Raw genomic sequence first — 18,421 nt, 5'->3', positions numbered from 1 at the left:
ACTGAGGGAGAACCTCTCAATTCTCGTACATACTCAATAGACACTGGTATTATAATGAAGAGTTAGGTATATTTAATATATGTAGGTTCAGAGAAAATAGGCATAGAACCAAATGCTGATGCAGACGCGAGGGGGAAATTGATTTGGAATTTAGAGGGGTAATGGGTGGGATATACAGGCTATCCGAGTGGATTATGCGCTTGGCAGGTAGCAACCTATTATGGGTCATTTGTTCTTCACCATTTTTGTTTTTTTTAGTAATGCGATTTATTTTCGGTCAACCAGGTTTTACGGCTAATGATATTCTGCAAGCAAATTGGGGAATGGGTATTATGGCGCCGTTCACATTATTTCCAGCTACTGCGGCTCTTTTTACAGTGGTTCGTAAATGGGTGATGGGTGAAGGGGACGTATCTGTTTTTAAAACTTACTTTAGAGGATATAAAGAAAATTATAAACAAAGTATGTTAGGTGGATTTTTCTATACGTTGCTGTTTGTTATTATGTACGTAGATTACACCGTCTATATGAACCAATTCCCGAATCTGCAACTACTCGGAATTGTGATGTTGATTTTCTTATTAGTATTATTTGTATCGTTATTTAATTTCTTTGCAATGATTGCTCATTATCATATGAAATTAAAAGATATTATCAAAAATGCCATTTTGCTATCGATCGTAAGACCGTTTCGCTTATTCTCTACCTTACTAGGTACAGTAGCCTTGTTGTTTATCGGTACAAAGTATCCAGTATTATTTGTATTCTTTTTAGCGTCAGGTATCGCATGGTTTGCTTTCTTTAATTTCTACGGTATGTTCCTCAAAATGCAAGAACAATCCGAAAAGCAAGCTTTGGCAGACGAAGAAAAAGAATTAAAAGCAGACGAACAATTAGTAATTGGCGATCAGTCTCCTACCGAGCAAGCGCAACAGATCAATGTGGAACAACAACCTACTTCGATGAACGAGAACGTTAAAAAAAGTTTGACCAAAAACAAAGAGCGTTAACATAGCGAAAACATTACCTTGATAATACATCGATTTTCTTCTGTATTATGGTATAAAAATAGCTATCAGGAAAAAATTGGTGTAAAGGTTTACATTTCTCGTCACCAGGTTTATAATGAATTTACATCCTGCAATGTACGTTTTGATTATCTGTTGTTTTGAACCAATAACAATGTCTTGGGAGATTCAAATTGAACTGTAGCTGACCAGCCCTATCCATTGGATGCGGGGACTTCAAAAACAGTTTTGCGATCACCCACCTGCTACGCAGGTTCGAAGACAATGTAATCAGACGGCATATGCGGGACTTTTTAGTAGATTCATCAGTAAGCAAGAAGTTGGTGTAATACGAATGATCCACACAGTAAATACGAGAACGCTCTAGCTACAATTCTGAATCAGAATTGATAGAATAGAGCGTTTTTCGTGTGCGCTTACATAATATTAGTTTTATTATTCATATACTAATGATACACTTAGAATAAGGTAGGTTTTACACGTAAAGGAGGAAAAATCTTGTCGTTAAAAAGAACATTAGTGGGGATTATACGTAGCCAAGAAGGAACAGGCGATCGTGCTAAAGATCCTCAAATGAAAACAAGATATTACAATCTATCCCGCGAAAGAGCATGGGAAGAAGTTTCTTCAACACTCAAAAAAATTCCGGGTTATAAAGTATTACATGAGGTTCCAAGTGTAGGCGAAATTATACTGGAGAAAAAAACAGGTTTTGGACGCACAATGGATATTACTGTGTCGATTGTATCTGTAAGCCCTGTGCGTAGTGCGATTGATATTTATTCAGCTTCTCGTGGATCATTAGGTGATCTAGGAGCGAATTACCGCAATATCCTGAATCTTTTTGGTTCGTTGGATAAAAAACTAGCACAATACAAAACAACCAGTACTTAATGAAGCCAGATGCTTCATACATACGTATTTGGTATACGATTAAAAAAGCTTCCTTTTCACATCTCATGTGAGCAGGAAGCTTCTTTTTTTGAAACGTTAATAAGCTTGTATCGTAATATTAAGAATTAGCATGTTGAGATACAACCTATAGTAATAGAGACTATAATAGATTTTTTACAGCTTCGACAGCTTTGTCGTAGTCTGGATGTTCTGCCATTTCGGATAGATATTCTACGTATTGAATAACGTTATGTTGATCAATCACAAAAATAGAACGCATATCGATCACAAATTCTTTAATTAATACGCCATATGCTTTGCCAAATGAATTATCGCGATAATCAGATAAAGTGATTACTCGATCTACTCCTGCTGCTCCACACCAGCGTGCTTGCGCAAAAGGAAGATCAGCACTGATTGTGAGTACGATCACATCGTCACCAAGTTCAGAAGCGGCTTCATTAAAACGGCGTGTCTGTGCATCGCATACACCTGTATCCAGAGAAGGAACAACACTAATCAATTTGACTTTACCTTCATAATCGCTAAGTGTTGATTGTTCGAGTAGATTTTTACTAAGATTGAAGTCAGGCGCTTGATCGCCTACTTTAAGTTCAGGCCCAATAAGAGTAATAGGGTTTCCTTTAAAAGTAGCTATACCTGTACGTTCTTGTACCATATGTTATTGCCTCCTTATTCATTGCTATCATTTCGCAATCGTAACCAGAATTCATTATAATAGAGTAAGGGTAATAAATCAAAAATGAGATTCACTACTATATTCAGTAAAGGAAGATCTTATGTTATTTGTCCGTTATGAGAATTGGAAAAGTTTTTTACGGTATTATCCAGTCACTTCTTTGATATTATTGCTCAATGTTGCTGTATTTATCTTTTTAAGTTTTAAAGGCGGTTCTACCAATCCACAGACGTTAGCTGAGTATGGTGCTGTTACAAATGTGCCACCGTATGATCAATGGTGGAGAGTGATTACAGCTATATTTCTGCATAATGGATTCAGTCATTTATTATCGAATAGCTTTGGACTGATTGTATTTGCTCCGCCACTTGAACGATTGATAGGTAGTTGGCGTTATGTAGTTCTGTATATGGCAAGTGGTATTATCGGAAATGTAATCAGTTTGGAATTATATCAACAAGCGGCTAATAGTGTTGTGGCTGTAGGAGCATCAGGAGCGATTTATGGTATTTACGGGGCATTCCTCTATATTGCACTATTCCAACGTCAAATCATGGATGAGGCTTCTCGTAAGACGATGTACACGATTTTGATACTAGGACTTATTTTCACCTTTGTGGTTCCTGGTATCGGCATCTGGGCGCATCTAGGCGGTCTAATAGCTGGATTCTTCATTTACGGATTAATGTTGCGCTTAACTGGATTACGTGGACGGTGGAGACGTCTAGCAGAAGCGTACGCCAAAGCACTATCAGAAGCAGATCATCATAACAAGACTGAATAATCTTTAATGATATCTTTGCAATTGGTTTATGCCGAATAACTACGTTGTAAGCATAGATATGATGAGTGTGAACATCAAAAAAATGTACTATTGTTTATAATAAGGTTGAATGAAATAAACAGTTCGTGCAGATCTACTAAATAAACAATATTGAAAAACAAATGAATAAATAGCAAAAACCACTTTCGATCTATCAAAAGTGGTTTTTGTTTTGAAATATTTAGTTCAATGATTAGATCATCATCTTGTTACAACGCTTTTAGTCACGGTTACCTACAAACATAAATACTAGACGTAACAATTCAAGTACAGATAATAAGGCAGCAGCTACATACGTAAGAGCAGCAGCATTCAATACTTTACCAACACTACGTTCTTCTTCATTTGTTACATAACCTTCAGCGACCATAATATCTCTTGCACGATTACTTGCGTTAAACTCAACAGGTAATGTAACCAATTGAAATACAACAGCAGCCGAGAAGAAAATAATACCCAATCCCAACAGACTAAATGAGCTAAAAATAGCGCCTGCAAGAATTAAGAATGGTGCGATACCGGATGTAAAATTAACAACCGGGAAAATACGGTGACGAAGTGCTAGCATCGGATAATGCGTTTTGTGCTGAATCGCATGACCAATCTCATGACAAGCTACAGATACAGCAGAGATACTGTTTTGGTAATATACATCTTCAGAAAGACGTACAACCCGGTGAACCGGATCATAATGGTCACCTAGTGAGCCGCGCGAGCCGATTATAGGTTCGATAGGAACATTTTGTAGACCATTACTATCTAACATATGACGGGCTGCTTCATAACCGGTAAGACCGCGGGCATTGGGCACGTCAGCGTATTTTTTGAAAGTACCTTTAACTCTAAATTGTGCCCAGATCGTTAATCCGAACGCAAGAATAATTAAGATCCAAAAGAAAGCATTAATACTCATTTCTCATTCCTCCATAGTATAGACAAATTACATCATGCCTGAACTTTGACCTAGCAGGAATTTTAACGCCTCGATACAGGCGGCACTTTGAGGAATCAGATTAACAAATGCACGTTTGGCTTGATTAGGCTTCATTTGAGAAAGTAAAGGTTCGAGTTCACGTACTTCACGTTGTAATTGAAGCATGTGTTGTTCCAACTCGGTAAGTCGTTGCGTAACCTGTTCTTCGTCTGAAACCCGATCCCAGGCGTGCAATTTATCTCTAATTTCATCAAGAGTGTATTTATCCTGCTTTAACTTTGTTATACGTTCCAAGCGTGTTAAGGTTTCAAAACTATAGAGCCTATAGTTTTTTAAGGAACGACTTTCTGGTTGTATTAATCCGAGCTTAGTATAGTAATCTACTGTTCGCTCACTGATACCGGCAGTTTTGGCTAATTCGCCAATCCGGTAAAGCTTCATATCCCCAAGGTATCCACCCCCATTTATAGTCATGATCAAAACAGGATCCCTTGAGTTTGCATCCTGTTTGTTTATATTACAGGAATACAAACGTTACAGTCAAACCATACAGTTTAACGTTATGCTTACTTTTACATATTCTGTAATTATTGATTAGGTATCTATTAATTAGTATAATCATTGTCCCTTAAATTTAGATGAAAATGATCTGAATACTATATAAGTACGACAAAAAAGAAGCTAAAAATAAATATAAAAAAATCAAGACAAATAGTAGAGTCAAAAGCTCAAAAGCTTGATGAATCTAGACTTTGACGATGTTAAACGGTGAAGAATTAAAGAATGAATAGATGTAACAAAAAAAGTATTTTCAAAAATTGAAAATTAACTCTTGTCATTCTTTCATTATTCTGATTATAATGACATTAAGGATTTCACGACATGTGAAGTAATATTACATAAGGAGAGTGGGTTATATGAGAAAAAAATGGGCCGTTATGGGGTTAGCGGCATCAACCCTTCTTGCTTTTCCATTAAGTGCTTTTGCAGCAGCCGAGGTAACAACGGCTGAAGTATCCACAGGGTTAAACACGTTCTTCGTGTTCCTTGCGTTCGCACTGGTGTTATTCATGCAAGCTGGTTTTGCACTGTTAGAAGCAGGTTCAGTCCGTATGAAAAATGCAGGACACGTTGCAGGTAAAACAATTCTTACATTGGGTATTGCTCTTATTGCTTTCTGGGCTTTTGGATTCGGTCTTGGATTTGGTAATGGTAATGGATTTTTCGGTTATGAAGGATTTTTCTTGAGTGGTGAAGGAATGATGGGGTCCTTTGATGCACTATCTGGACTCGGTATTCCAATCTCTATGATGTTCCTTTTCCATCTTGCCTTTGCAGCAGTATCTTTGTCAATTGCTTTTGGCGGATTTGCTGAACGTGCGAAGCTGAGTGTGTATATTATCTTCGGTATTTTGTTCACTGTTATTATTTACCCGATCGTTGCTCACTGGGTATGGGGTGGCGGATGGTTAGGCGCTATGCAAATGCAAGATTATGCAGGTTCTACTGTTGTCCATTTGACAGGTGCAACCGCAGGTCTAGCGGCTACATTGATGCTCAAGCCACGTCTTGGTAAATATAATAAAGATGGTAAGCCTAACATTATTCCAGGTCATAACCAGATTTATTCTGTAGTCGGAGTATTTATTCTCTGGTTCGGATGGATGGGCTTTAACCCGGGTAGTGCATTATCTACATTAAATGACGGATTCTTCACTTATGTTGCGCTGACGACTAACCTTGCAGCAGCAGCGGGCGGTGTAGCAGCTCTATTAATCTCATGGGTTGTATTTGGGAAAGCAGATATTCCAAGTATGTTAAATGGTGTATTGGCTGCGCTTGTAGCAATTACGGGTTCTTGTGCTTTTGTCGATGTATGGGCAGCCATCGTGATTGGTCTAGTAGCAGGTATTGTCACATTCTTTACAGCACAATGGTTTGAAAAAGCAGGTATTGATGATCCAATCTATGCGTTCTCTGTTCATGGTATTGCAGGAATGTGGGGAGCGATTTCTACAGGATTCTTCGCTACACCAGAATTAGTAGAAAAAACAGGCGTAGGTTCTCCAGGATTATTCTACGGTGGTGGATTCCATCAGTTGGGTGTTCAGTTGCTAGGTATGATCGGTACATTTATCTTTGTTCTAGTTATCTCTCTTCTGATCTTATGGGTGATGAAGTCGATCAATGGTATTCGTGTAACGGAAGAAGAAGAAATGATGGGCTTGGATATTAGTGAGCATGGTTCTTATGGTTATCCTGAGCAAATGAGAGCATTAGGCGAAGACGCGCGCAAATAACGCTCTTTTCTCCAACATCATGAAGAAAGAGCAGTAGGGGATGAAGCTAATGAATGAATATTCTTTTGATCTTCCCTTGCGTGATCTTGCCGATGCTGATACTCCGCAATTATTGAAAGAAAAGCGCATATTGATGCAGACTGAATTGTATCAAGCTTTGCCTGATAGTGACACACGTCAATGGGTGAAGCAGGTCAATGAGATGCACGATCATGTGATGCAACAGGCAGTGATCATTTGTGAAAAACAATTGAGTGAGGCGGGCTACGGTCCGCCTCCTGTTGCATATTCTTTTATTGTTTTCGGTAGCGCAGGGAGATTGGAATCCACATTGTGGAGCGATCAAGATAACGGATTGATTATAAGTGACGAACCTCATGAGGGCAAAGAAACTTATTTTAAGCAATTCGGAAGTATGCTTGCAGATATATTAGAAGCAATAGGTTATGAGAAATGTCAGGGTAAAGTCATGTGCTCTGAGCCAATGTGGCGCAAAACATTAACTGATTGGCGTACGCAATTAAATAATTGGCGTAACGATCTTAGTTGGGAACCTGTTCGTAATTGGATTATCGCTTCAGATATGCGTCATATGGCAGGTGATGCAGAACTTTCAGCGTCATGGTTAGAGACATTGTATAGTGGAGTAAAAGAAACCCCACAGTTGCCAGCAGCGGTACTTCGTAATACGGTTCGCCATAAAGCTACCCTTAATGTATTAGGTCAGGTGGTCGCAGAACGATTTGGTGAACATGCAGGTGATTTTGATGTGAAGTATGGCATTTATATTCCGCTGGTGAATGCATCGCGCTACTTGGCGTTACAGCATGGTATCTATGAATCGTCTACATTGAAGCGTCTAGAGCGATTAATTCAATTAGAAGCTGCTACGTTATCATTGCTTGAAATGATGCAAGAAGCTTTTTTGACAGCACTTCGTATGCGCAATTCGACACCTGTACAAGTAGTCGATGGATTGTATATCAGTACTGGATTTATGCCGCAAAAAGATTGGAAACAAAGACCGTTTTTTCACGAACTTCGAGATAGTCTGGGAACGGTTAAAAAAGCACATCGTGTGCTTCAACGGCAATTACGCTTTTTAGAAAGGAGACGCTTATGAAAGAGCCAGTGAAAACAGCGAACAATGGTTTTTGGAGAAGTCTGCGTAGTGGTGGGGTTCCATCTGCTATTGCTTCCGTATTCGGTGCACCTTCTGCACAGCAAATGGCATTTATAAGATCCCTTTCTCGTGAACAGCGTCGCCCTGAAGTACTCTATATGCCACTTAATAAGCTGGAAACCGTCGTTTTCGATCTGGAGACGACGGGATTTCATGCGCAACATGGAGATGAAATATTATCGTTTGGAGCAGTCAAAATGATCGGTGACGAAGTGACAGACGAGCACTTTTATACTTTGGTCAATGCGAAAACAAATGTACCTGAAAATATCACAGCACTTACCGGTATTACCCAGGAAATGATTGAAGATGCTCCATCTTTAATAGACGGTTTGCATGACTTTATGGCTTTTGTAGGCAGATCTGTGTTGATCGCTCATGGTACAGGTCATGATAAAGCATTTCTAAATGCAGCCTTATGGAAAACATCCAAAATTCAATTGACCCACCGAATACTGGATACAATGATGATTGGTAAATGGCTCAAACCTTCACTTGGTAGTTACGGATTAGATGAATTATTGGAAGAAGCACGTATTCCGATTACACTTCGCCATCATGCACTAGAAGATGCTAAAATGACAGCGTCTTTATGGGGAGAGTATCTTCGTCTAATGCGTCACAAACAGGTGGATACCCTTGAAGATTTGTATGCTTATTTGAGTAATTTTTAAAATAAATTGTAAAAGAAATAGAATAATTTAAATTAATTGTAATGTGGCAGATTGTAAAGTATACAAAGGCAAATGGGATAAAGTGTTATCCCTTAGATGGTTATGGATGGCATAATAACCTGCTACAGTAAAAGGTTGCGTATGATTCTGCTCTAGATTCGAAATCCATTTTTTATTCAGCGCTTGTCTATGATCTATCCAAGAAGTAGATGGTGATCCAATAAGATAAATAGGGGTCAAAGCACCAAATGACTGTAACTGATGAAGATCGGTTGAAGAAGGAATAGGAGCTGACCATGGGTGAGAGTGGAAAATGCCAATAAGATCCGATTCTTGATAACAACATTGAACCCATTCGATAGGGTCAAAAAGGAAGTGGTGCAGCGGGTCAGGTGCAACGTTGCGTAACTTTCGATAGGAGTCGATGCGCATACCGCCCGCTGCTTTTCTACCGAGCAAGACCCCGCAGACTTCTGAGGATAGGGAGCTACTCATATGGTCGGTCAGTAGCTGTAGGGCTGTTGGACGAATGAAGATGCTAGTCTCCCTATCAGTGCACAGCAGGTCTGCCATTGTATTTACCCCTCTCTTTATTAGACTCTCCATACGATATGGGGAGTCACTTTTTTTATTATATTTGATGTTGTCATTATCTTTTAGTGAGATTTCATCAAATAAGGTTCTAGAAGTATACCTCAAAAAGATATACGATCCAGAACCTTATTTTTAATATCTACTATACAAATAACCAATACAGATATCGACCGCAGTCATATGTCGTATCATCCAATCAAATACAAAGCATGCAATAACACCTTGTAACGCTATGAAGCATTACAGTGCGAAGTTATCTTAAACATACTTAAATGTAGTATTAATGATTAACGATTCCATGTACAGAAGGGCTATGTGAGACATTTTGATCCGGTAAAGCTTGGCCGATCAATGCATAACGAATACTGTCTACCAATGCTTCCCAACTGGCTTCGATAACGTTAGCAGATACACCAACAGTACTCCATGTGTTACTTAAATTCTGCGATTCGATCAATACTCGAACTTTAGAAGCGGTTGCGTCTGCTTCATCCAATACTCGAACTTTATAATCAGATAGATGCATTTCACGCAAATTCGGATAATGTTCGACCAATGCTTTACGAAGTGCATTATCTAGCGCGTTTACAGGTCCATTACCTTCTGCGGCTGTATAAATACTTTCTCCACCGATTCTGAGTTTGACAAAAGCTTCAGATACAACAGCAGAACCTGCATTTTTTTCGACTAACATTTTGAACGATTCAAAAACAAACAGTTCTTTGATCTCACCATTGGCTTCACGTAATAGCAATTCAAGAGAAGCGTCTGCACCTTCAAATTGATATCCTTGATGTTCCAAATTTTTGATTTTGCCGATGATTTGCTTGGTATTTTCATTTTCAGGATCAAGGATCAGATCCATTTCTTTTGCTTTGGAAAGAATATTGCTTTGTCCGGCTAATTCAGAGACTAAAATCCGTTGTTTGTTACCAATTTTCTCAGGTTCAATATGCTCGTAAGTTCTGGAATCCCGCAAAATAGCAGAAACGTGAATACCACCTTTGTGAGCAAATGCAGCATTACCTACATAAGGTTGATTCACAGGCATATGGACATTCGCAATTTCACTTACATATCGCGCTGTGTTGGTAAGTTGAGACAATTGATTATCAGTTATACAGGTGTAATCCATTTTTAATTGTAATGTCGGCAAAATCGAACACAGATTAGCATTACCACAACGCTCACCATATCCATTGATCGTACCTTGAATCTGTCTTGCTCCGGCTTGTACAGCGCTTAATGTATTAGCTACAGCTAGTTCGCAATCATTATGTGTATGAATTCCTAGAGGAGCGCCGCCTAGTTCAAGATCTAATCTGGATACGATTTCGTAAATTTCATGAGGAAGTGTACCACCATTGGTATCACACATCGTTAACCAATCGGCACCAGCTTCACGCGCAGTACGCAATACCGATACAGCATATTCAGGATTGTTTTTATATCCATCAAAAAAGTGTTCGGCATCAAAAATCAGTTCCATACCCTGTTGCTTCAGGTAAGAGATCGAGTCTGCAATCATCGCTAGATTCTCTTCGAGTGTAGTCTGAAGTGCGGTGTGCACATGGAAATCCCAAGATTTGCCGACCAATGTAGCCGCTTGCGCACCTGATTCGATCATTCGTTTGAGATTATCGTCCTGATGGGCAATACTCCCCTTGCGACGTGTACTACCAAAAGCTGTAATTTTGGCATGTAGTCCAAGTGTCTGTACTCGTTTGAAAAACTCGATGTCTTTACCATTACTGCCTGGAATACCGCCTTCAATATAATGAACACCAAGCTCATCAAGTTTTTTGGCAATTTTGAGTTTGTCATCTGCGGACAAGCTGATACCTTCACCTTGAGTACCATCACGAAGCGTAGTGTCGAAAATCGATATAGACTTTGACATAATGGGGAGTCCTCCTTCATTTGTGCAAAAAAATGAATAATTGTTTTTAGTGTTTCGTTAATCATTTGTGAAGTGGGGTGTCAATAAACCATTGTTTTTTAGTATAATTTATTATTATATCACCTGACTCATGTAAGGGATACGATAATTTTGATTTTATTTAGTTTACTAGGAGGCATTACAACATGCAATTACATATTCAAAAAGTTGAACAAAATAACAAGGTATTCACACTTTATTATACGTCTGAACAACCATTACCTTTCGATCCACACGATGTTGTGATGGTATCTGCGGGTGATTATGTTGTGGCAAGTGTACGTGAATTAACAGCGGATCATATTCAATTATATATTTCGACAGATGAACCGCTAGAATGGGGCGACCAAATTGTAATTCAATTGGCATTTTCGCCGACTGTATCGATTGTAGGGAGTAAGGATGTTATTGCAACATTGGGTCATTTCCCTGATTTTGAACATGGAATAATTACCGATCATGAGATTGGCAAAGATCAAGTGAAACTAGATATTCAGCTTGCTGAACCTTTTGCAGATCATACGGTTACCCTTACTTTTTTAGAAGCGACAGAGATAGAATTTTCTGCACCGGATGTAGAAAAAAATGAAATCGCTGCAATAGATTTTCGTTATGATGAGACATTAATGGTTGTAGATATTGAAGCGGCAAGAGGAATGTCAGGCAGTTTCTTCTGTGGTGGAATCAAAGCAGAACTCAAGTCATAATTATTATTAAATTGAACTGTAACCTGATGTTAGAAAAATAAATACAAACGAAATACAGATTTGTTATGAAGCTAATTAGATGAGTGCTGATGTAGAGGAGATTAGATTATGCCTAATTTAGAAGATAGTAATCGACCATTGTCTGATCAAATTGTGCATATGGTTGAACAAGGCAATAGACTACAAGAAAATCATCAGTTTGATCAAGCGTTAAAAAAATATGCGGAGGCTTGGGAATTGCTCCCAGAGCCTATCGCATACTGGGATTTAACCGAATGGATAGCTTCGTGTAACACAAGTATTTATATGGAGCAGCAGGATTACAAGCAAGCACTCCAATGGGCTTTGATTGCTGTTGAAGCAGTCAAAGATAATCCGAGACATACATCAGCCAAAGTTACTCTCGGAATCATTTGTTATGAAACAGATGCCAAGTCAGAAGCATACACATGGTTTGAGCAAGTGTATGATTTTGGTGGTTCGCGTGCTTTTCAAGGATTTGACCATAAATATTTACAATGGTATACGCAAATAAGACAAAATGAGATAACCAGAAAAGGGTGAAGCAAAATCGTATTATCTATGGATCAATTAACCGTTCAAGATATTCCGTGGAAACGTATTACAACGCCTTATGGTCGAGCAACAGAAGTACCTCAAATGCTTGCAAAACGAAATTATAGTGGCATCGCTGATATTGTAGAGCATCAATCCACACTATGGCAGGTAACACCGTGGGCATTATTCTTTTTATTAAAAGAATTACCTCTCCAATCGCCAGATGAAGTGAGTGCTGTTGAAATTGATTTGTATGCTACTATCATTGAAGCGTTATCTGTCCATGAAGAATTGGAAGATACAGAGCAGACATTAATCGATATGCCATTGTTATTAGAAGAACAATACCTTTGGGATGAAAATAGTGAAGAAGATGAATTGGAATGGGAAAATGAACAGCCACGTGGCTATGATTCAGAAACCTTTTTTTATTATTATGTCTATAGTTATCTGCTTCTAAAACAAGCGCTACCTGCATTTGAACATATTTCTCGTCATACCAAAGATCAGGATATGCAACAAGTATTACAAGAATGTATGGAGTATTTAGAGTAAGGAGGATTGGTTGTGGAGTACATCAAATCATTTTTTGAAGATGAGATTTATTATTTTGAAATAGATGATCAACAGATTGCTTATCGCCAAATGGTAATAACCGATAATCAATCCAAAGTATCGATTGCACCTGATTTTATGCTAGCTGAAACGGAAGTTGAATATGAACCTCATGAAAAAATCAGCGTAGTTGAATTTGAGATAGCCTGGGAATCGGCAATTTCTACCTATCGTAAACAGTGGGATTATTACAAACAACAGTATCTACCGGGTGATTCAGTAACAGGAGTATTACGGATGTTCTATCCGCAAGGATGTATTATTCAATTAGATGAGCATACGTACGCGATTGCAGATAGAGCTATGTTACCTGAACAGATTGATGGACTTCCGCTCGGGATAGGGATTGCCGTAGCAGGTCGAGTTAGCGGATATGATGAGCAGAACTTATGGGTGCAGTTGGATCAGTGTACTATTCATCATGTATAAAATGGCAATTATATAATGAAAGGAGCTTGCTACGATGATCTATATAACCGGCGATATTCATGGTACTCATAGTGTGAATACACGTTTTAATACTCGGAATTTCCCGGAGCAAAAAAAGTTGAATAAACAAGATATTGTAATCGTAGCAGGTGATTTTGGATTGGTATGGAATGGAGACAAAGAAGATCAATACTGGTTGAAATGGTTAGATCGGACTAAGTCGTTTACAACGGTGTTTATTGATGGGAATCATGAAAATTTTGATCTGTTAGAACAATATCCTACCGAATTATGGCAAGGCGGATTAGTACATCGAATCAATAACAGTGTATTACATTTAATGCGTGGACAGGTATATGAGATAGAAGGATTAACCTTTTTTACATTCGGAGGGGCTGCTTCACATGACAAAGCATTTCGACGTGAAGGAAAGTCATGGTGGGCTCGTGAAATGCCTAATGAAGAAGAATACCAATTCGGACTATCCAATCTGGAAAAGTATCAATGGAAAATAGATATCGTAATCACTCATACATGTACCGCTCAAAGTCTAACTTGGATACAACAACAGTATTCAACAGAAGTGATTGTTGATGAAATGCATAAGTACTTTCAAATGATCCACAATCGACTAGATTATGGTCAATGGTATTTTGGTCATTTTCATCAAGACGTACAATTACCGGATCGTCAGAGATTGTTGTATCACGACCTTTTGATGATTTCTGAACATCATACTTAAAAGTAGAACTCATAGAAATAGGAAGGTGAACATATGAGTGGCATCAAAAAGAGTAGGCGTATATCTATTGGTGTAGAGTATTTGTTAGATCAATTGTATGAGCAAGAATCGGTAGAAATTTTTGTTCATATAAAAGAAAGTGGCGAGTTTGCTGCTATTCCTTATCTCAAATCTTTTTTATTCTCACAATCACCTGAGATTGTAAGGGCTGCTGAAAATGCAATTAGTGATCTGTTACTACAATGCCCTGTAAGTGAACTGATCTGGTTAAATGAACGTTGTCGTGAAATACTCCCTTTTCATTATCAACAGCGTGGCAAAGCATGGATTGAACTTCAACCAGAAACAGTATTGCATTGGTCTAACGATATTCATCCTATTCAGATTATTATGGCTAGCTTTCATTGGGATGGATATGTGCGGGAAGTCGCTGTACGACGATTAAGTCAATTTCAAAATGGATCGGAAATCCCATGGTTACTGATTCGGTTGAATGATTGGGTATCTCCTATTCGCTTCAAAGCTTATCGTGCACTGAAACAAAAAATACATATCCGCAATATCGAATACTTTATTCAATCGATCTGGTTAGTTCAGCGATTAGTAGGACGTGGTAAAGAACATCACGAATTGTTAAATACTCAGATTCAACAGCTTATTGCTCAGCCTGAAGCCCAACTCGCTGTGACACATCATTTGCACTCGCCTGATGTCTATATTCGTAAGTTTTGCTATAGCATGATGTTGCAAACAGAAGCGGCAGATCAATATTTTTTATTAACTTCTGCTTTACAAGACCAAGCATTAGCGATTCGTTTGTGGGCTGCTCGTCAAATTGATCGAATGATTGAATTAGATCAGTGTTCATCAGAGAAGATATCCGATCAATGGTTAGATATCGTGTATATGATGTTAGCGGATCATTTCCCGGCATTACGTCGTCTGGCACTGGATATACTAAGTTATCATTTTCCTATGCAAGCAGAGACTGCATTAATTGCTGGTCTGCTGAGTCATAATCTGACGATCCGCGAGACAGCACGTCGTCATTTATCCAAAATCAAACCGATATCTTATGTTGAATATTATTTGGATCAGATATGGAATGGAGACGAATCATCTCTGGCTATAGCGATAGCTGGGTTGGGAGAAACGGGAAGCGCAGAAGATGCTGAGGTCATTGCTGAATATAAAGATCACACACAGATTAAAGTACGTAAAGCTGTGTTGATTGCTTTGAGTAAATTACAGCCTACCGCTTATATCGATGTGTTCTCTCAAGCGTTAGAAGATCCACAACCAAGTGTATCCAAAATCGCTAAGCATACTCTTATCCAATACACATATATGCTAGATCGAGAGCGATTGATCCAAATTGTGCTACATCGTCCATTGTCTTATATTACGCAAAATACGCTTCGTATTCTTTTTAATTTCGACTTCTGGCAGAGTCTCGATAGTTTGTTACGAATACTATTCCAAACAGAACATATCATAGTACAGAATATGGTGAAGCAGTTGCTAGACAGTTGGATCACCAAAGCTAATTCTCAATTTCGAGTGGAACTTTCAACAGAAATGAAACAACAACTTTTAGGTTATATAGATCAAAGTACGAATGTGTTAGACCAACAAAAGCGTCGTACACTAGAATGGATTATTCAATTTGATAGCAAGTAATCTCTGGCAAACGGTCAGTAAAAGTGGGGGACTACCACATGAATAAATTTCTAAAAGAACAAAATGATCATCGAGATGGATCTTTACGAGCGATAGAAGTGAATCAAGCCGAGATTATTGCGTTTCAAAAAGCGATGTTGTATCTGAAATTCTCTTGCGAAGAAACAGATTCACTATTGTATGCAGGTAGCGATTCGCTGAATAGTTTACTATATAAAATGATGAAAGCAAGTGATATGGCTGAGAGTGAAGCTTCTTTCTACAACAAATCGTTACCGGTGAACGAAGCATTTGTTGCACAAAAAGTAAAACGGCTGGAACAAGAACAGCCGTATGTACAGCCACCATCTCCAGAACAAGCCAAAGAAATCATGAAGTCGTATATGTATCCATTTCTACTTTCCAATCAAACATAAATTGTGAACAGATGTCATTCAATACGAAATGAGGATGAACAAATGAGAACGATTACGTATAAGCATAGTAAAGCTGATGGACTACTGGGATATGAATTATTGCCTGCACGTTATGGCGAAAAGTGGGATCAGATTCAAGCAGATTCTGTTTTTATTTATGCCGGTGATTTTGATTATTTGATTCCTTATTTGAAAAAGCATTATCCTATTGTTGATCCAGTAACCAATGATCGGTACGGTTACTTCGATACATCCGGTTTTAATCCGATAGCCAAAGCACTCTGGACAAATATATTAGCAGAAATGAAAGCTTATCAGACCAAAGATCGTGAGCTCAAAGCTTTTATCCGCTCATTAGTTACATGGTTAGAGATTCAATTAGAATGGGCAGATGAGATTATTATTTTCGGAAATTTATGAGGTGAGTTATAGTGGGTTGGGAATACGGTATTCAATGTATAGCAGATGATAGCAGAAGTAAAGAACAGCAAGCCAAGCAGTTAATGGAGCAGTTAAGACAGGCTTTTACGACGTTAGATCTGGGTGACATGGTAATAGAGCAAGTAGAAGATGGATTGGTTATCACAGATCCTTCTCATACAGAGTGGCCGCATATGGCACAGATTCAAGTGGAGCAGGCTGATCTAGCAATCGAATCCATAGCTGAAGGCGAAGTGTATATTTATTGTTTGTTTCATCGACATGACGCACCTGTACGGCGAATAATCGATACGATTCAACAGATTATTTCTACCGAAGATCAGTGGATTGAATTGTAAATGATCACAAGAGTATTGGAAGAGATGAGATTGTAATCAGGATCAGATGTGCACATGATGAAATGAGTATAACCAAGGGAGGAGCGATCCGATGTCTAACCAAATTCAAGTCATTACAGATACAGCAACATTATGTATCTATGATCTTCAAGCACTGAAGCATCGATTGGAAGATACAGCAGATTGGTGGTCTATTCCTGAAGATGAATTATTAGAAGTGAATTTAGGAAATATCGCTTTTCTAAACGTAGGTGCAGATGGATTATACACGATGGAACAGGTAGAAGAGATCGAGCAACCCGTAGTTCAATTATGGATCAATGTTCCTTCGGGTCAAATCTATGCAGGAGCAGCGGAAAATGTGACAGGGGGCGAGCTAGAACCAGAAGATGGGGACAGTGGACAGTATATAACGGTTGAGCCGGGCGTATATCATTTGAAAATAGCAATAATACAGCAAAATATTGAATTTGCTTTGTTACGAACTGAACAGGCAATCGCTAAAAATCAGTTTGAAGATTTGATTCGTATTGGATAAGGAGGTCAGTATATATGTCTGGTCAACATTATGCTAGTACAAGGGATGAAATAGAACACCTTGTACAACACTATCGTATTCCAGCCCCTCGCTTTCACGAAGTAGGTAAAATGCAGTGGTCATCTATACTTTCAACAATCACACAAACGTTTATCATGTCTTCACATGCAGGAAGCGAATCTGCATTAATGCGAGGATATAATCATTTGCAAGAACCGTATGTAAGTTATCAGGTAGGGGCAGAAGGGTACCAAGAGATTGCTAAACTGATTGATCGCACCGAACAAGTCTGGTTTCTCGCTCCTGAACGCTTTTATAGTGGTAAACAATATTGGGTGTATGAAGCTTATGTAGATGCGATTCAATGGATAATTGAACAAACAGGAATGACTGAATATTATATCGTCTCCAAAAAGCTACAATGGTTATTATGTGAGACTCATCATGAAATCATCATCGGCACAGGTGAACCAATAAGTGGACGTATTCAGAAGCGTAAAAAAGAGCTAGCTGATGTTTAAAAAAGTAAAATATAAAGCAGGCGATATTTTGGTTATTCCAATAAAAGACAATCGCTTTGCGATTTGTCAGGTTATCAGTGCTCTGTATCCAAGAAGATCAAGTCTATCGCGGTGAGCAACATAACGACAGGTCGTCTGATAATTCCAGTGATCTGTATTAACAGTATGTTACAACTTCAGCATCTAATATCTCATCGAACCAACTCCGCCAATTGTAATATTGTGTTAACCACGAATTAGCATGATCTCCAAGTAGAATAAAGTTTTGAAATGATCCACATAACTCTCCATATCCAATATCTATTTCAATAACTCCGAACATTTGTACTTATTTTTGCGTGATATCGTAGGCTAAATGAAACAGATA

General features: G+C 38.5%; 23 protein-coding genes and 1 other RNA gene. 18 read left to right on the top strand and 6 right to left on the bottom strand.

Annotated elements, in window-relative coordinates:
- The first annotated feature begins 143 nt into the window (after nucleotides 1-143).
- From ACFSGI_RS14135 to ACFSGI_RS14125, 3 genes are all read left to right on the top strand, one after another.
- A complete protein-coding gene (locus tag ACFSGI_RS14135) occupies nucleotides 144-1,010 on the top strand; it encodes a YesL family protein (RefSeq protein ID WP_204824741.1) in 867 nt (288 codons plus the stop codon).
- A gap of 122 nt (nucleotides 1,011-1,132) precedes the next feature.
- Nucleotides 1,133-1,322: non-coding RNA, 6S RNA (gene ssrS, locus ACFSGI_RS14130), on the top strand.
- Nucleotides 1,323-1,526: 204 nt separating this feature from the next.
- Nucleotides 1,527-1,922, top strand: coding sequence for a DUF1499 domain-containing protein (locus tag ACFSGI_RS14125; protein ID WP_069327075.1), 396 nt, complete (start codon nucleotides 1,527-1,529; stop codon nucleotides 1,920-1,922).
- 160 nt (nucleotides 1,923-2,082) lie between these two features.
- Here ACFSGI_RS14125 and tpx read toward each other — a convergent pair whose 3' ends face one another.
- The gene (gene tpx, locus ACFSGI_RS14120; protein WP_204824740.1) at nucleotides 2,083-2,601 is read right to left on the bottom strand and encodes a thiol peroxidase; all 519 of its coding nucleotides are present in this window, start codon (nucleotides 2,599-2,601) and stop codon (nucleotides 2,083-2,085) included.
- A gap of 121 nt (nucleotides 2,602-2,722) precedes the next feature.
- Here tpx and ACFSGI_RS14115 point away from each other — a divergent pair, with 121 nt between their 5' ends.
- The gene (locus ACFSGI_RS14115; RefSeq protein ID WP_204824739.1) at nucleotides 2,723-3,406 is read left to right on the top strand and encodes a rhomboid family intramembrane serine protease; all 684 of its coding nucleotides are present in this window, start codon (nucleotides 2,723-2,725) and stop codon (nucleotides 3,404-3,406) included.
- Nucleotides 3,407-3,665: 259 nt separating this feature from the next.
- Here ACFSGI_RS14115 and ACFSGI_RS14110 read toward each other — a convergent pair whose 3' ends face one another.
- Together ACFSGI_RS14110 and ACFSGI_RS14105 are read right to left on the bottom strand one after the other, a co-directional pair.
- The gene (locus ACFSGI_RS14110) at nucleotides 3,666-4,358 is read right to left on the bottom strand and encodes a zinc metallopeptidase (RefSeq protein WP_204824738.1); all 693 of its coding nucleotides are present in this window, start codon (nucleotides 4,356-4,358) and stop codon (nucleotides 3,666-3,668) included.
- 27 nt (nucleotides 4,359-4,385) lie between these two features.
- Complete coding sequence (locus tag ACFSGI_RS14105; RefSeq protein WP_204825033.1) at nucleotides 4,386-4,820, bottom strand: MerR family transcriptional regulator; 435 nt, start codon at nucleotides 4,818-4,820, stop codon at nucleotides 4,386-4,388.
- Between the two features lie 476 nt (nucleotides 4,821-5,296).
- Here ACFSGI_RS14105 and ACFSGI_RS14100 point away from each other — a divergent pair, with 476 nt between their 5' ends.
- The 3 genes from ACFSGI_RS14100 to ACFSGI_RS14090 are packed head-to-tail and all read left to right on the top strand — an operon-like array spanning nucleotide 5,297 to nucleotide 8,536.
- Entirely contained in the window at nucleotides 5,297-6,679 is a 1,383-nt protein-coding gene (locus ACFSGI_RS14100; protein ID WP_204824737.1) for an ammonium transporter, read from the top strand.
- Nucleotides 6,680-6,719: 40 nt separating this feature from the next.
- Nucleotides 6,720-7,802 carry a DUF294 nucleotidyltransferase-like domain-containing protein gene (locus tag ACFSGI_RS14095; RefSeq protein WP_204824736.1) on the top strand — a complete coding sequence of 361 codons (1,083 nt, stop codon included), beginning with the start codon at nucleotides 6,720-6,722 and terminating at the stop codon, nucleotides 7,800-7,802.
- Nucleotides 7,799-8,536: an exonuclease domain-containing protein gene (locus ACFSGI_RS14090; protein ID WP_204824735.1), complete on the top strand. Its 738-nt coding sequence runs from the start codon at nucleotides 7,799-7,801 to the stop codon at nucleotides 8,534-8,536. Before ACFSGI_RS14095 ends, ACFSGI_RS14090 begins: the two co-directional genes overlap by 4 nt.
- 27 nt (nucleotides 8,537-8,563) lie before the next feature.
- On the opposite strand, the gene ACFSGI_RS14085 is transcribed toward ACFSGI_RS14090, so the two are convergent.
- On the bottom strand, nucleotides 8,564-9,109 hold the full coding sequence (locus ACFSGI_RS14085; RefSeq protein ID WP_204824734.1) for a M67 family metallopeptidase: 546 nt from the start codon (nucleotides 9,107-9,109) through the stop codon (nucleotides 8,564-8,566).
- A gap of 301 nt (nucleotides 9,110-9,410) precedes the next feature.
- On the bottom strand, nucleotides 9,411-11,030 hold the full coding sequence (cimA, locus tag ACFSGI_RS14080) for a citramalate synthase (protein WP_204824733.1): 1,620 nt from the start codon (nucleotides 11,028-11,030) through the stop codon (nucleotides 9,411-9,413).
- A 185-nt stretch (nucleotides 11,031-11,215) separates the two neighbouring features.
- Between cimA and ACFSGI_RS14075 the strand changes: the two genes are divergently transcribed.
- From ACFSGI_RS14075 to ACFSGI_RS14025, 11 genes are all read left to right on the top strand, one after another.
- Nucleotides 11,216-11,776 (top strand): Imm50 family immunity protein, encoded by a 561-nt coding sequence (locus ACFSGI_RS14075; protein ID WP_204824732.1) that lies wholly within the window; start codon nucleotides 11,216-11,218, stop codon nucleotides 11,774-11,776.
- A 108-nt stretch (nucleotides 11,777-11,884) separates the two neighbouring features.
- Nucleotides 11,885-12,340: a hypothetical protein gene (locus ACFSGI_RS14070; RefSeq protein ID WP_379283473.1), complete on the top strand. Its 456-nt coding sequence runs from the start codon at nucleotides 11,885-11,887 to the stop codon at nucleotides 12,338-12,340.
- Nucleotides 12,341-12,358: 18 nt separating this feature from the next.
- Nucleotides 12,359-12,889, top strand: coding sequence for a hypothetical protein (locus ACFSGI_RS14065; RefSeq protein WP_204824731.1), 531 nt, complete (start codon nucleotides 12,359-12,361; stop codon nucleotides 12,887-12,889).
- Between the two features lie 12 nt (nucleotides 12,890-12,901).
- Nucleotides 12,902-13,378 (top strand): hypothetical protein, encoded by a 477-nt coding sequence (locus ACFSGI_RS14060; protein WP_204824730.1) that lies wholly within the window; start codon nucleotides 12,902-12,904, stop codon nucleotides 13,376-13,378.
- 34 nt (nucleotides 13,379-13,412) lie between these two features.
- Nucleotides 13,413-14,120 carry a metallophosphoesterase family protein gene (locus tag ACFSGI_RS14055; RefSeq protein WP_204824729.1) on the top strand — a complete coding sequence of 236 codons (708 nt, stop codon included), beginning with the start codon at nucleotides 13,413-13,415 and terminating at the stop codon, nucleotides 14,118-14,120.
- 33 nt (nucleotides 14,121-14,153) lie between these two features.
- Nucleotides 14,154-15,800 (top strand): HEAT repeat domain-containing protein, encoded by a 1,647-nt coding sequence (locus ACFSGI_RS14050; protein WP_204824728.1) that lies wholly within the window; start codon nucleotides 14,154-14,156, stop codon nucleotides 15,798-15,800.
- Nucleotides 15,801-15,838: 38 nt separating this feature from the next.
- Nucleotides 15,839-16,216, top strand: a complete 378-nt coding sequence (locus ACFSGI_RS14045) for a hypothetical protein (RefSeq protein WP_204824727.1) — start codon at nucleotides 15,839-15,841, stop codon at nucleotides 16,214-16,216.
- A gap of 42 nt (nucleotides 16,217-16,258) precedes the next feature.
- A complete protein-coding gene (locus ACFSGI_RS14040; RefSeq protein WP_204824726.1) occupies nucleotides 16,259-16,636 on the top strand; it encodes a hypothetical protein in 378 nt (125 codons plus the stop codon).
- Nucleotides 16,637-16,647: 11 nt separating this feature from the next.
- Nucleotides 16,648-16,995 carry a hypothetical protein gene (locus ACFSGI_RS14035; protein ID WP_204824725.1) on the top strand — a complete coding sequence of 116 codons (348 nt, stop codon included), beginning with the start codon at nucleotides 16,648-16,650 and terminating at the stop codon, nucleotides 16,993-16,995.
- Between the two features lie 91 nt (nucleotides 16,996-17,086).
- Complete coding sequence (locus tag ACFSGI_RS14030; RefSeq protein ID WP_204824724.1) at nucleotides 17,087-17,533, top strand: DUF6386 family protein; 447 nt, start codon at nucleotides 17,087-17,089, stop codon at nucleotides 17,531-17,533.
- 14 nt (nucleotides 17,534-17,547) lie between these two features.
- Nucleotides 17,548-18,054, top strand: coding sequence for a DUF6756 family protein (locus tag ACFSGI_RS14025; RefSeq protein WP_204824723.1), 507 nt, complete (start codon nucleotides 17,548-17,550; stop codon nucleotides 18,052-18,054).
- A 157-nt stretch (nucleotides 18,055-18,211) separates the two neighbouring features.
- Here ACFSGI_RS14025 and ACFSGI_RS14020 read toward each other — a convergent pair whose 3' ends face one another.
- Nucleotides 18,212-18,376, bottom strand: a complete 165-nt coding sequence (locus ACFSGI_RS14020; protein WP_379283468.1) for a hypothetical protein — start codon at nucleotides 18,374-18,376, stop codon at nucleotides 18,212-18,214.
- Between the last annotated feature and the right edge of the window lie 45 nt (nucleotides 18,377-18,421).

The sequence above is a fragment of the Paenibacillus nicotianae genome (genome assembly GCF_042681745.1).
GTDB classification, from domain to species: Bacteria; Bacillota; Bacilli; order Paenibacillales; family Paenibacillaceae; genus Saccharibacillus; species Saccharibacillus nicotianae.
The sequence above is the reverse complement of the archived record's forward strand: the minus strand, read 5'-3'. Positions and strand labels throughout refer to the sequence as shown.

Excerpts from the sequence above, each read along its gene's own strand:
- ACFSGI_RS14100 (WP_204824737.1), top strand. The coding sequence starts at position 5,297 with ATGAGAAAAAAATGGGCCGTTATGGGGTTAGCGGCATCAACCCTTCTT.
- ACFSGI_RS14040 (WP_204824726.1), top strand. The coding sequence starts at position 16,259 with ATGAGAACGATTACGTATAAGCATAGTAAAGCTGATGGACTACTGGGA.
- ACFSGI_RS14020 (WP_379283468.1), bottom strand. The coding sequence starts at position 18,376 with ATGTTCGGAGTTATTGAAATAGATATTGGATATGGAGAGTTATGTGGA.
- cimA (WP_204824733.1), bottom strand. The coding sequence starts at position 11,030 with ATGTCAAAGTCTATATCGATTTTCGACACTACGCTTCGTGATGGTACT.
- ACFSGI_RS14070 (WP_379283473.1), top strand. The coding sequence starts at position 11,885 with ATGCCTAATTTAGAAGATAGTAATCGACCATTGTCTGATCAAATTGTG.
- ACFSGI_RS14105 (WP_204825033.1), bottom strand. The coding sequence starts at position 4,820 with ATGAAGCTTTACCGGATTGGCGAATTAGCCAAAACTGCCGGTATCAGT.
- ACFSGI_RS14095 (WP_204824736.1), top strand. The coding sequence starts at position 6,720 with ATGAAGCTAATGAATGAATATTCTTTTGATCTTCCCTTGCGTGATCTT.
- ACFSGI_RS14075 (WP_204824732.1), top strand. The coding sequence starts at position 11,216 with ATGCAATTACATATTCAAAAAGTTGAACAAAATAACAAGGTATTCACA.
- ACFSGI_RS14090 (WP_204824735.1), top strand. The coding sequence starts at position 7,799 with ATGAAAGAGCCAGTGAAAACAGCGAACAATGGTTTTTGGAGAAGTCTG.
- ACFSGI_RS14085 (WP_204824734.1), bottom strand. The coding sequence starts at position 9,109 with ATGGCAGACCTGCTGTGCACTGATAGGGAGACTAGCATCTTCATTCGT.
- ACFSGI_RS14030 (WP_204824724.1), top strand. The coding sequence starts at position 17,087 with ATGTCTAACCAAATTCAAGTCATTACAGATACAGCAACATTATGTATC.
- ACFSGI_RS14115 (WP_204824739.1), top strand. The coding sequence starts at position 2,723 with ATGTTATTTGTCCGTTATGAGAATTGGAAAAGTTTTTTACGGTATTAT.
- ACFSGI_RS14025 (WP_204824723.1), top strand. The coding sequence starts at position 17,548 with ATGTCTGGTCAACATTATGCTAGTACAAGGGATGAAATAGAACACCTT.
- ACFSGI_RS14110 (WP_204824738.1), bottom strand. The coding sequence starts at position 4,358 with ATGAGTATTAATGCTTTCTTTTGGATCTTAATTATTCTTGCGTTCGGA.
- ACFSGI_RS14045 (WP_204824727.1), top strand. The coding sequence starts at position 15,839 with ATGAATAAATTTCTAAAAGAACAAAATGATCATCGAGATGGATCTTTA.
- ACFSGI_RS14055 (WP_204824729.1), top strand. The coding sequence starts at position 13,413 with ATGATCTATATAACCGGCGATATTCATGGTACTCATAGTGTGAATACA.
- ACFSGI_RS14050 (WP_204824728.1), top strand. The coding sequence starts at position 14,154 with ATGAGTGGCATCAAAAAGAGTAGGCGTATATCTATTGGTGTAGAGTAT.
- ACFSGI_RS14065 (WP_204824731.1), top strand. The coding sequence starts at position 12,359 with ATGGATCAATTAACCGTTCAAGATATTCCGTGGAAACGTATTACAACG.
- tpx (WP_204824740.1), bottom strand. The coding sequence starts at position 2,601 with ATGGTACAAGAACGTACAGGTATAGCTACTTTTAAAGGAAACCCTATT.